This window comes from Pseudomonas sp. MYb118, from assembly GCF_040947875.1.
In the GTDB taxonomy this organism is placed as follows: Bacteria; Pseudomonadota; Gammaproteobacteria; order Pseudomonadales; family Pseudomonadaceae; genus Aquipseudomonas.
The window spans coordinates 498,416-510,249 of record NZ_JBFRXN010000002.1 but is presented as its reverse complement, the minus strand read 5'-3'; the positions used below and the strand labels follow the sequence as shown (position 1 = coordinate 510,249).

9 protein-coding genes are annotated in these 11,834 nt (G+C 63.7%); 6 read left to right on the top strand and 3 right to left on the bottom strand.

Features of this window, described 5'->3' with window-relative positions:
* Positions 1-143 precede the first annotated feature (143 nt).
* Entirely contained in the window at positions 144-566 is a 423-nt protein-coding gene (locus ABVN20_RS08100; RefSeq protein ID WP_368555120.1) for an NUDIX domain-containing protein, read from the top strand.
* Positions 567-585: 19 nt separating this feature from the next.
* Complete coding sequence (locus ABVN20_RS08095; protein ID WP_368555119.1) at positions 586-1,224, top strand: LysE family translocator; 639 nt, start codon at positions 586-588, stop codon at positions 1,222-1,224.
* 22 nt (positions 1,225-1,246) lie between these two features.
* On the opposite strand, the gene metR is transcribed toward ABVN20_RS08095, so the two are convergent.
* Together metR and ABVN20_RS08085 are read right to left on the bottom strand one after the other, a co-directional pair.
* Positions 1,247-2,164 carry a transcriptional regulator MetR gene (gene metR / locus ABVN20_RS08090; protein WP_368555118.1) on the bottom strand — a complete coding sequence of 306 codons (918 nt, stop codon included), beginning with the start codon at positions 2,162-2,164 and terminating at the stop codon, positions 1,247-1,249.
* 215 nt (positions 2,165-2,379) lie between these two features.
* Positions 2,380-7,629, bottom strand: coding sequence for a DUF6543 domain-containing protein (locus ABVN20_RS08085; RefSeq protein ID WP_368555116.1), 5,250 nt, complete (start codon positions 7,627-7,629; stop codon positions 2,380-2,382).
* 208 nt (positions 7,630-7,837) lie between these two features.
* On the opposite strand from ABVN20_RS08085, the gene ABVN20_RS08080 reads away from it, so the two are divergent.
* The 4 genes from ABVN20_RS08080 (at position 7,838) to ABVN20_RS08065 (ending at position 11,366) form a co-directional block, all read left to right on the top strand.
* Entirely contained in the window at positions 7,838-8,869 is a 1,032-nt protein-coding gene (locus ABVN20_RS08080) for an alpha/beta fold hydrolase (protein WP_368555115.1), read from the top strand.
* A gap of 130 nt (positions 8,870-8,999) precedes the next feature.
* Entirely contained in the window at positions 9,000-9,665 is a 666-nt protein-coding gene (locus ABVN20_RS08075) for a DsbA family oxidoreductase (protein WP_368555113.1), read from the top strand.
* A 100-nt stretch (positions 9,666-9,765) separates the two neighbouring features.
* The gene (locus ABVN20_RS08070; protein ID WP_368555112.1) at positions 9,766-10,461 is read left to right on the top strand and encodes a hypothetical protein; all 696 of its coding nucleotides are present in this window, start codon (positions 9,766-9,768) and stop codon (positions 10,459-10,461) included.
* Positions 10,458-11,366, top strand: coding sequence for a hypothetical protein (locus ABVN20_RS08065; protein WP_368555111.1), 909 nt, complete (start codon positions 10,458-10,460; stop codon positions 11,364-11,366). Before ABVN20_RS08070 ends, ABVN20_RS08065 begins: the two co-directional genes overlap by 4 nt.
* A 135-nt stretch (positions 11,367-11,501) precedes the next feature.
* Here the strand turns inward: ABVN20_RS08065 and ABVN20_RS08060 are convergent, their stop codons facing one another.
* The gene (locus ABVN20_RS08060; RefSeq protein ID WP_368557679.1) at positions 11,502-11,831 is read right to left on the bottom strand and encodes a GlpM family protein; all 330 of its coding nucleotides are present in this window, start codon (positions 11,829-11,831) and stop codon (positions 11,502-11,504) included.
* Positions 11,832-11,834: the final 3 nt, after the last annotated feature.

Sequence of the window (11,834 nt, the reverse complement as noted above, 5' to 3'; positions counted from 1 at the left end):
CTGTTCCCTGTAGGAGCGAGCTTGCTCGCGAAGCGGTGTGTCAGACACAAGTGCATTGACTGACACGGCGCCATCGCGAGCAAGCTCGCTCCTACAGGGGGACTCATGCGATCCTTGCGGCTTTTTCCAAGGTCGCACCGCTCATGACTTCTTCCGCGCACATCATCCGCATCGCCGCCGCCCTGTTGATCGGTCCCGACGGCCGCACCCTGCTGGTACGCAAGCGCGGCACCGAAGCCTTCATGCAGCCGGGCGGCAAGATCGAGGCCCACGAACAACCGGTGCAGGCGCTGGCCCGTGAACTGGAAGAAGAACTGGGCCTGATCGTCGATCCGGCGCACGCCACTTACCTGGGGCCGTTCTCGGCGCCGGCGGCCAATGAGCCGGGTTTTGTCGTACAGGCCGAGGTCTTTCAACTGGCAATTGATGTCGCTGTCACCCCGGCAGCGGAAATCGAAGAAGTGCGCTGGATCGACCCGACCACTGACGGCGGCCTGACCCTGGCGCCATTGACACGCGACCTGATCCTGCCGTTTTATCGAGCTGCGTTGACCACGACTGCCTGATCACCCACGGACGGTGCCCATGATCCCTCTTCACGATTTGCTGATTTTCGCCGCAGCTGCCTTGCTGATGGTGCTCACGCCTGGGCCGAACATGATCTACCTGATCTCCCGGTCGATCTGTCAGGGGCGCAAGGCCGGGGTGACGTCGCTGCTCGGGGTGGTGGCCGGGTTTTTCGTGCACCTGTTCGCTGCGGCCGCAGGTTTGACTGCGGTGTTCCTGGCGGTGCCGATGGCCTATGAGCTGTTGAAGTGGGCGGGGGCGTTGTACCTGCTGTGGCTGGCCTGGCAGGCGGTCAAGCCGGGGGCGCGGTCACCGTTCGAGGCGCAGCAGTTGCCGCCGGACTCCTCGCGCAAGCTGATCACCATGGGCTTTTTGACCCGCGCCCTGAACCCGAAGATTGCGGTGTTCTACCTCTCGGTGTTCCCGCAATTCATCTCGCCTGAACACGGTTCGGTGTTCACCCAGAGCCTGCTGCTGGGCCTGACCCAGATCAGCGTCAGTTTCTGCGTCAACCTGCTGATCGCGCTGTTCGCGGCGGCCATTGCGTCGTGGTTCGTCAACAACCCGACCTGGCTGTCGGTGCAGCGTTACTTCATGGGGTTCGTGCTGTCGGGGCTGGCGGTGCGGTTGATGCTGGAGCAGCGCAAGGCAGCGTGAGTTATCCCCCGAATGGTGTTGGCTATTTGACCGCGCTGACCCCGTCCAGGGTCGAGAACGAGGTGTCCTTGGCCGTCAGCAGGAAGTCGCGCATGTACGGTGCATCCAGCATGTCCGTGCGCACCGCCGCGTACAGCGTGGCGAACAAGCCTTTCTCACCCAGGCGCTTGGCTTTCACGTAGCCCCGCGAGCTGTATTCATGCAGCGCCCAGTGCGGCATGCCACACACGCCGCGGCCGCTGGCCACCAGTTGCATCATCATCACCGACAACTCCGAGGTGCGCACTTGCGCCGGTTCGATGTCGGCCGGTTCCAGGAAGCGGGTGAAGATGTCCAGGCGATCGCGTTCCACCGGGTAGGTGATCAGGGTTTCCGTGAGCAGGTCCTCGGGAACGATGTAGGCCTTGCCCGCCAGCCGATGTTGGTTGGCCACCGCGAGCATGGCTTCGTAGGTGAACAGCGGCACGTAGGTGAGGCCGGCGATTTCCAGCGGGTCGGAGGTGACCACCAGGTCCAGATCACCCCGGGCCAGGGCCGGCAACGGCGCGAAAGAGAAGCCGGAGGCCAGGTCCAGCTCGACTTCCGGCCAGGCGTCGCGGAACTGGTCGATGGTCGGCATCAGCCACTGGAAGCAACTGTGGCACTCGATCGCCATGTGCAGGCGCCCGGCGGTGCCGCCGGCCAACCGCGCAATGTCGCGCTCGGCGCTGCGCAGCAGGGGCAGGGTCGCGTCGGCCAGTTGCAGCAGGCGCAAACCGGCGCTGGTGAAGCGCACCGGTTTGGTTTTGCGCACGAACAGGGGCATGCCCATGCGTTCTTCCAGTTCCTTGAACTGGTGGGACAGCGCCGACTGGGTCAGGTGCAGGCGGTCGGCCGCGTCCACCAGGCTGTCGGCTTCGCGCAGGGCGTGCAGGGTTTTCAGGTGGCGAATTTCAAGCACCGGGGGCTCCATGAGGGAAATTTGATGTCAGTGCGGATATGTTGAGTTTGTCTCATGTTGTGGCTGTCTGTCGATAACCGTCTTGCTGCGGTGCCCCTGTGGGAGCGAGCCTGCTCGCGATGATCGCCCGGCCAACGCTGGCATTCAGACAGCCCGTGTCATCGTTGACGTTCATCGCGAGCAGAGGGAATGCATGGTTAGCGAGCCAGGTTTTTTCAGAGTTTTTCGAAATACGGCAATACCGCCGACTTCCGACCAATGTCCGCATACGGCAGGTCGGCATTGTCGACGTGGGTCAGGAAGCGATGCTCCGGCAGTTTCAAGTGGGCTTTCTCGAAGGCGCCCAACGCCGCCGTGGCCTTGGCGTAGTGAAAGTGCGCATACCACAGCACTCTCGCCGGCGTTGGCGACAGGTCCCAGATTTCGTACTCCTGCAGGTAATCGGCGCGTCCGTCACGGCGTTTGCCCAGGTTCTTCAATGGGCTGACCTTGCGAATCTCCACCACGGCCTGGCCGAGCAGGTCTTCGAGCATGCCGTCGGTGGGCGTGCGGGTCTGTAGCGACTGGCGGGTTCGCAGCGCGCGCCCGGTGGCCGTCAGTTCGGTGGCCTTGTCGCGCAACGGGGCAATGAGGGCATGGTCCGGCGCCAGCTCTTCGATGCTGCGGGCACGCAGGATCAGTTCGTTGGCCTCGCTGAGCATCATGTGCTCCAGGTCGATGGGCAGCATGTCCTGGGACGCGTAGGACTGCACGCGTGTTTCATAGGCCGCCTGCGCGCTCAGGCGTTTGCGCGCCTCGGCCTCCAGCGATTCCAGGTTCCGGCGAATCGGTGGGGGCGGCTGTGGGGTCTGCGGGTTCAACAGACGCGATTTGCCGTTCGAGGCCGGCTCCCAGATTTCCATATAGCCGTCTTGCCCGGTGAAGGTGAATTGACGCTGGCCGGTCACCGGTTCGGTGCGCTCGGTACCGATCAACAATTGGTCGTTTTCGGTCAGGAAGACCTTTTTCGTGCGCTGACCGGCCGTGGCGGCGGGTGGCGATATGTCGAGCGCCTTGCGCGCCCGCTCGCTCATTTTCTCCAGGGCTTCCAGCAGCAACGGCACAGCGTCCAGATGGAAATGCTGCGGGTAACTGGCGGTCCAGGCTTTCATGTCGCGGCGAAACGCCAGGTACTGCTCGATGCAGTCGAGCAGGATCTGATTGCGCTGCGCCCGGGTAGCGGTCACCTCCGGCAGGCTGAATTGCGTGAACAGGGCCCGGTCGATCCGCGCGCGTTTGAGTTGTGCCTGGTTTTGCAACAGGAACCACGACAGGTCCGTGGTGCTGTCGTAGCGCGTCACGCTTTCCAGCAGGTGTCCGGCCCTGAGGTAGAGAATGTTCGATTCACTCAGGCGCGCGTTCAGTTCGCTGACTTGCTGGGTCATCTGGGCCCTGTCGCTGCCGAGGGTGATGCGCTGATACCAGTGATTGAGATTGCCCCGGCGGACCTCAATCGTGTCGAACGACTTGAGGATGTCCAGGCGCAGTTTCCTGATCTCTTCCAGCAGCGCCAATCGCCGCGCAAGGGCTTCGACCGGCGTCGTGTCCAGCGTTTCGGTGAGTTCATCGGCACGGTCCAGCAGCGGCTGGACCCGGTGATTGTCGAAAATCAGGCGTCGTCTGTAGCGGTCGGTCAGCAGCAACGCGCCGTTGCTTTGCAACTCCAGCAGCACCCGACGCTTGTTGCCATGGGTGAGGGGCAGCAATTCGCCAAGCGTCTGATAATGGCGGTTGCCCAGTTCGATATCGACCCCGCAGGCCGCGTCGGCAGCCTCGATCAAGGCCGGAACACGCTGCGCGCTGGCGTCGTAAGCCGCCAGCCGGGCATCGGTGCGTTTGACCTGGGCGTCGATCTGCAGGGCGATGTCATCGGCCGTCTCGGTCAATTCATGGTGGCGACGAAAGGCCCGATCCACCCACCAGCGCGGCAGCCGTTGGCGGATCGCCTCTGGCCACAGCGGGTCCAGCGCGTTGGCGAGGTGGCCGGGGAGATTCCCACTGGCCAGGCCGCCACCTTCGAAGGTCGTGCCGTAGACGCCGAACCAGGTGTCCCAGCGCCCTGATTCATCCAGGGCAATGGGCTGGCGGTAGGTTTTTTGGCGGTTGCCCGACAGGCGCCACTGGCGTTTGTCCTTGCTCAGTTGCACCTGATAGATGCGGCCCTGGCGCACGATGAAGTCGCCGTCGGCGTGCCGGTAGACATTGCGGTACAGGCCATGGCTCGCCGGTTGCAGCGCCCATAACTCAATCGGCCGCTCGTATTCGTAACCCGCGAAACGCGCGGCCAGATGACGGGCCTGGCGTGTCGATGACTCGCGCAGTGAGCCGGCGCCAGCGCTCAGTGCGCGCAGCTGGCGAGCGCGGGTCAGGTGGCGTGCGGTGGGGGCCAGCGAGGACGCGGCGGCTTCGCCGGGAATCAGGTCCAGGGCGGCGTCGATCAGGCACAACAGCACGCTGCGCAGTTCCGCCAGGCCATCGCCGACATCGCCGCGCAGGAACGCCGACGCGGCCTGGTTCGCCGCCGCCCAGGCATCGTAGAGGGCAATAGCGCTGCCCACGAACGGCAGCATGCCCAAGGCCATCTTGATGTAGTTGAAGGCACGCGGGCCTTCCAGTGCGTAGTGCTCCAACTGCAACGAGGCGTTCGAGCGCGAGGTGTCGCGATGGGCGATGATCAGCCGGCCCATGTGCGCGTCGAGCAAATGCGCGGCCAGCGAGGTGGATGCCGGCCACGGCGCGCCGACGCCGATCATCCGGTCGAAGTGCTTGAGCGCCGCCTCATTGAGACGGCTGGCGTGGCTGCGGGCATCACCGTGCAGGGCTCGGCCGGCCAGGTAATGCAGCATCCTGTCTTGCAGGCACAGGTTGAACAGCGCCTTGCGTGCTGTCTCCAGGTTGGCATAGCGACGCAGGAACTGGCCGTCGGGGCTGTCGGGCAAGTACAGCAGGGTCACGCCGCTGACCTGCTCCTGGATGAATGTCACGCCGGACAAGGTCACCGCCCCTTGATCGGGGGTGTCCTTGCCGCCCACGGTCAGGCGCGCCGGCAGTAGAGCGATGCGTTGACCGGAGGACGTGGCAGGGTCTATGGCAATGTCGAGGATCTTCAGGTCGTCGCGCTCGATGTGCTTTTGCAGCCTTGCACATTCACCCTGCAACTTGAGCATCAGCCGCCAGGGTTCGATCAGGCATTCGCGGCGGTGCTCGCGCACGAACGGCGCTTCGCTGGCCGCGCCCTTGAAGGCGCCGAGAATCCGCTGCTCGTAGGCGTTGGGCAGGTCCAGTTCCGGGAGGATCTTGCGCAGGTAGGTTGGCGTGATGCCGTTGAGCAGGCGAATGCGTTCCTGGTCATCGTCGGCGGTGACTTCCCGATGCATCAGCACCAGGCGCTGGGACAACGGGTCCTGCTGGACCGACTGCGCGCTGTCGATGTTGAGTTGGGCCAAGGCTTCGAGCGACATCCTGCTACGCTTCTTGCCGGCGACCATGACCGAGGTCGGCACTGGTCCGGTGGGGCCTGCGCTGTAGCGGGTTTCCCAGGTGACGGTATCGGGGATGTGCAATTGCACATCGAACGAGCCCTTGATCGAGAAGTCTTTGCGCAGGCGGGCTTGCAGGTATTTGCGGGTGAATTGCTGGCGGGGTTCGAGGGCCACGGTCAGTAGCTCGTGACTGCGTTTCATCGCCGGCAGATACGCTTCGATCAGGGACCTGAGTTCGTTGCGATCGGGCGTCGGCAGTTTGTCGAGCCAGTCGGGCAGATGGTCGGCGAGGGCGGCACTGCGGTCCTGTTCCAGTCGATGGGCGAAGACCAGATTCCTGGCGGCGTGTACCGGCACCTGCAAGGTCGCCAGGGCGCTGGCGCGTAACGTTTCCAGTTGTTCGTCACGCCCAGGCGCTTCGTCGGCAAGGGCTCTGGCCCGTGTTTCGAAGTCGTGGAACAGTTGCCGCAAACCGTGCTCCAGCGCGTCGCCGCTGATGGTCTGCGTGTGCAGGCTGGCGCCGTTGTCCGCGGGTGCGAGTTTGAGCACGCGGCGTTCAAGCTCGCGACGGTCGGCGAAACGTTGCAGGCCACCGCCAGTGCCCGGCCAGTAGAGCAACACGCTGGGGGGCGAAGCCGCCACGGTGACAAGGAAGGCGCCCGCCAGTGCATGGGACGTGGCGCTGTCAGTCGTGTTTGCCAGGCTGAGGCTGGCGGCAACCGAGTGGGTGTCGAGCGCCGCCAGCAGCTGCCGGTATTGCTCCTCATCGAGTTGCTTGAGCAGCCGTTGCAGTTGGGCTTCGGCCTTTAGCCCGGCCTTGTGCGCTGCGCACAGCGTGGTGAACTCCCGGTCGAAGGTTGCGGGGCGCGGATGCTGAAGCAAGGTCGAAGCTGCCTTGTTCGCGTCCTGCTCGGCCTTCTCCAGCGCGTTGAGCGAATCCTTGAACGGTTGCAGGCCGGCGCCATCGCCGACCTCTTCGATCAGCGCGTCCAATGCCTCGCGTTGCTGGTGCAGTGCAGCCTGACGCTCGGACCAGGGGATGTCGGCGTACAGGCTGCCGAACAGCGCAGGTTCGTCGCTCTCGGGGGGCGGGGTGTCGAGCCTGGGCGCTGAAGCAATCACCGGGCTGTTGCTGCGCTGGCGATCCACCTCTTCAGCCTGGGCCAGGGCTTGCGCGCGCTGTTGCGCGTCCGGTTTGCCTCGACTGCCTTGGCGCAGCGCATCGGCCTGCGCCTGCTGGTGGACGGCGAACAGGTCACTCGCGCCGACGCTGATGGGCTGGGTGTGCGCGCTGTACTCGACACGCAGGTTATCCCTGGGCAGGCCCTGCGGTACCAGCTGGGTCAGCCAGGCGTGCAGGGCACTGCGCCGTTCGAAGTGGACAATTGCGATGGCGCGACTGGGCAGGTACAGCAACTGGCTGCCATTCAGCGCGTGTTCGGCGGTGATGACCCAGGCGCCCGGGAGTTTGATGCGGCTTTCATTGCCTAGCACCAGCGCCGGTTGCTCGATGCGGATGGACGGGGGGTCGGGCTTCGCCCTTTCGGGATCGCTGATCGACAGCAACGTCCCGTGCTGTTGCGCGGTGATGATTCGCTGGGCGAAGGCCCAATCGGCGGCCGCCTCGAAATGCTGGCGGTAAAGCTCGATGGCCTGTGTTTGCCGCGAGACCGCGGTGCCGGGAGCGCGAGTGTTCCAGAAGTCGCGCCAGCGTTCACTGAGTGCTTGCTGCGGGTTCGGGTCCTCTTGCCTGAGCAGGCGCTCAACCATGGCGCGGCTGGACGGTACGCTGGCAAGCAGCTTTCGCAGACCCTCGGCGCTGTCGCGCCAACGCGTCAGCGCGCCGAGCATCAGGCTTTCATCCTGGTGCCGGGGCAGGGCTTTCAGGGGCGGCAGGGCGAGCAGTGCGGGGGAGGGTAGCCGGGGCAGGCGTCTATCGGTCATGGGCTTGGCTCGGTAGGGGCGGGAAGTCCGTCCGTGAGCGAGCCATTTAAGAAAACTGCCGTTAGGCGTTGGCACTACATAGTTATTGCAGGCGCGCAGGCGACCACTCGGCAATCTTCATCAAACTGTCACGCAACTGTGGCAGCGCGCTTGAACAAACTTCATCAGACTCGCGCTCTACTGGGGTTCTGCGTTTCGGTGTTTTTTCATGTGTGCACGATTTTTTTCCACTGTGGTGTTTTTGGCCGCGTGTTTGTTCGGCCTGCCGTCCCTGGCGGCGTCTCGATGTGATGTCAACGTACCGACCGAACGGGTCGATCTGGCGCAGGTGAGCCTGGCGTACCAGAGCATCGGTCGTGCCTCGGATCCGGCCCTGCTGCTGGTGATGGGCCTGGGCGGGCAATTGATCCACTGGCCCGATGAAGTGGTGGTGGCGCTGTGTCAGCAAGGTTTTCGGGTGATTCGCTACGACAATCGCGATGTCGGCCTGTCGACCTGGCGCCAGGCGCCCATCGACGCCAACCTGGCTTTCGAAGTGCTGCGCTACAAGCTCGGCCTGCCGGTGGCGGCGCCGTACTCGCTGACCGACATGGCCGACGACGCCCTGGGCCTGATGGATGCCCTGCACGTCGAGCAATTCCATGTCCTGGGCGCGAGCATGGGCGGCATGATCGCCCAGCATATGGCGGCCATGGCGCCACAACGAGTGGAAAGCCTGACCCTGATCATGACCACCTCCGGCGCCGAAGGGTTGCCGGCCCCGAGCGCGGCGCTGGTGCAACTGCTGTCGCGTCGCGGCGCACCGAATCGTGAGGTGGCGCTGGAGCAGCAAGCCGATCTGCTTGCGGCACTGGGCAGCCCGACCGTCAGCGACGACCGCCAGGCGTTGTTGCAGCAGGCCGCCGTGGCCTACGACCGCGCCTTCAACCCCGAGGGCGTGAAGCGCCAGATCATGGCGATCCTGGCCGAGCCGAGTCGGGTGGCCTTGCTCAACCAACTGCGCGTGCCGACGCTGGTGGTGCACGGCACCGCCGACCCGTTGTTGCCGGTGATGCACGGCGTGCACCTGGCGGCGCATATCCAGGGCAGCCAGCTGCGCCTGATTCCGGGGTTGGCGCATCGGTTCCAGGAAGCGTTCAAGGCGCCGCTGCTGGCGGCGGTGCTGCCGTACTTGCAGGCGCATCGCGAAGACACCTCGCACTGGGCGCAGATCACCGTCGCGCAACCACTGTCCCTGTAGGAGCGAGCTTGCTCGCGATGGCGGCGCATCAGTCGATAACTGTGTCGCCTGACACACCGCCTCGCGAGCAAGCTCGCTCCTACAGGGGATCCGGGTGTATGTTTGGGCTTTGCACCCTGCGAGGTCCGTGATGAGCGCTCCCTTGAAAATTGATTTTGTCAGCGACGTGTCCTGCCCCTGGTGCGTCGTCGGTCTGTACGGCCTGACCCGGGCCCTGGAACAACTGGGCGATGAGGTGCAGGCCGAGATCCGCTTCCAGCCGTTCGAGCTGAACCCGAAGATGGGCGCCGAAGGGCAGAACATCACCGAACACATCGGCGAAAAATACGGCTCGACCCCTGAGCAATCGCAGAAAAACCGCGAGATGATCCGCGCCCGTGGCGCCGAGGTCGGATTCGCTTTTCGTACCGATGGCAACAGCCGCATCTACAACACCTTCGACGCCCATCGCCTGCTGTACTGGGCCGGGCTGGAAGGGTTGCAGTTCAATCTGAAGGAATCGCTGTTCAAGGCGTATTTCACCGATGGTGGCAACCCGTCCGATCACGCCCAACTGGTGCAGATCGCTCAGGACGTCGGCCTGGATCGACAGCGTGCCGAGGCGATACTGGCGTCCGACGAGTTCGCCAAAGAGGTGCGCGAGGAAGAGCAGTTGTGGCTGTCGCGAGGGGTCAATTCGGTGCCGACGGTGGTGTTCAACGGGCAGTACGCGGTGACGGGCGGGCAGCCGGTGGAAACCTTTGTCGGCGCTATCCGGCAGATCATCAGCGAGGCAAAGGACGGCGCTGACCGTTGATCTTGAGCAGTTGAACAGAAATATATCAATGTGCCACTATGGCTGATGCTCGTGGCTGCCGATACAGACAGCGACGTTTTCAATCATAGGGATTTGATCCATGACTCTTCACGCTTTTCGAACGTGGGCGGCGCTCACTCTGCTCGCCTGCCTGACCCTCACCGGCTGCGCCAACATTCAACCCCCGGTGCCACTGGATCAACAGTTCTGGGATGCCAAGGAACCAACCATCGGTGTGGCGATCACGGCAGTACCGCCGCCGGTACTGGCACTCACCGGTAATCAGGGCATTCTCGATTACGCCATCAACAAGGGCGTGAACAGCAAACTCAGCGACAACGTCGAAAAGTGGCAGGTTCGCGACCTCAACACCTTGCCCGATGTCATCATCGCCAAGCTGGAAGCCAAGGGCTACAAGGTCAAACGCATCAACGAACCGGTCAACCTCGAGTCCTACAAGAAAACCAGTTTCCGTGAAGGTTATACCGTGCGCGACCTGACACCGATCAAGGCCACCTACGGCGTCGACCGTCTGTTGCTGGTGAACGTCTTCGCCACCGGCGCTACCCGCAGCTACTACGGTTTCGTGCCGACCAGCGTACCGATGGCGCAAGTGACCGGCCAGGGCATGATGGTCGATCTGGCGGACAACAAACTGCTCTGGTTCAAACCTTTTGCCGTGGTCCAGGCCGCTCAGGGCGAGTGGGACGAACCGACCTACACCAACCTGTCCAATGCCTTCTACCAGGCCATGGACACCAGCCGTCAGCAAATGATCACGCCGTTCGAACAATGAAATGTTCGTTCAGGGTGATCGCGGCGTCGGCCCTGTTGACGCTGGCCGGCTGCGCACAGAAACCGGCGCCTGAAGCCGGTTTCAGGTCCCTGGGGGCGGCGTCCTATGTCCAGGCCCACGGGCTGAAGGTGGACATGCAACTGCCAAAGGCGTTTGTCGGCGCGAGCACGGTGATCGACGCCAAGGTGGCGCAGGACGCCGCGTCGTCGAGTCATAACCTGATCGCCAGTTCCGGCAACACCGCCGGGCTCGCCGGCCTGCTGGTGGCAAGTCTGATCAACACCCAGATGGGCAGCGGCAGCCTGCAGCGCGATGCGGAAAATGTGGCTTTGAAGGAGGCGCGGCCGATGGCCGACCTGCTGGCCGGGGTGCCGTTGCAGGAGCGCCTGCAACAACGTTATCAACAGGCCTCGCAAGCCGCCGGGTTGAAGCAGGGCGAGGGCGCGGTCACTGCACGTCTGGTGATCGAACCCAAGCTGATGCTGACCCCGGACCGCGGCAGTTTCATGCTGGTCAATCAGGTACAGGTCCAGGACATCGCAGGTTCGGCGCTGTACCGCATGCGCATCGAAGTGGCCAGCCAGCCGATTCGTCGTTGCGGCAAACAGTGCATCGACGACGGCAGCCTGGAGCTGGCCAAGGTTACGGCGGTGCTTGACGAGTGCATCGACGAATCCATGCGCGTACTGGCTGCCGACCTGATGTTGCCGGCGCCACCGGAAGCCGCCCAGGAAACCTTGCGGTACGTGCTGGATGGCCAGCGCGTGGTCGAGCGCGGTTATCAACTGACCAACCAGGGCAGCTACTGGCGTTACCGCAACCTGTACGGCGCGGTGAAATCAGTGCCGGTGCCCTTCGAAGACGCGCTGACCCAGTCGCAGTTGCAGAAGGTGTACGGGCAATAGCTTGTTCAGCGCTTTAAAAGAACTGTGTGGGAGCGAGCCTGCTCGCGATGGTGTGTCAGTCAACTCCGTGTTGCCTGATATACCATCGCGAGCAGGCTCGCTCCCACAGGGTTATCCACAGGGTTGAAAGGGTGATCAGCCGTGCACCCGCACCCAAACGCTGACCAGCACCGTCGCCGCCATCAACCACGCCACCGCCGCCACTGCCAGCGACGCTTCCAGGCGCATCCGGTCGACCATCACATACAAGGTCGCCAGGTAGATGAAATACGGAATGATCGACCACATGCCAAACACGATGGTGGTCTTCAGATCGTCCACCGAACGGCCCTTGCCGACGATGTAGTGGGCGATCAGCGCGAAGGTCGGGAACAGCGGCACCAGGCCGGCGATGTAGTAGTTGCGGGTCTTGGCCAGGGTGGCGAGGATCACCACCACCGCTGCGCCCAGGGTTGCTTTGAGAATCAG

Bases quoted from the DNA above. Each gene is read 5' to 3' on its own strand.
- ABVN20_RS08100 (WP_368555120.1), top strand. From the start codon at position 144: ATGACTTCTTCCGCGCACATCATCCGCATCGCCGCCGCCCTGTTGATC.
- ABVN20_RS08095 (WP_368555119.1), top strand. From the start codon at position 586: ATGATCCCTCTTCACGATTTGCTGATTTTCGCCGCAGCTGCCTTGCTG.
- ABVN20_RS08085 (WP_368555116.1), bottom strand. From the start codon at position 7,629: ATGACCGATAGACGCCTGCCCCGGCTACCCTCCCCCGCACTGCTCGCC.
- ABVN20_RS08080 (WP_368555115.1), top strand. From the start codon at position 7,838: ATGTGTGCACGATTTTTTTCCACTGTGGTGTTTTTGGCCGCGTGTTTG.
- ABVN20_RS08075 (WP_368555113.1), top strand. From the start codon at position 9,000: ATGAGCGCTCCCTTGAAAATTGATTTTGTCAGCGACGTGTCCTGCCCC.
- ABVN20_RS08070 (WP_368555112.1), top strand. From the start codon at position 9,766: ATGACTCTTCACGCTTTTCGAACGTGGGCGGCGCTCACTCTGCTCGCC.
- ABVN20_RS08065 (WP_368555111.1), top strand. From the start codon at position 10,458: ATGAAATGTTCGTTCAGGGTGATCGCGGCGTCGGCCCTGTTGACGCTG.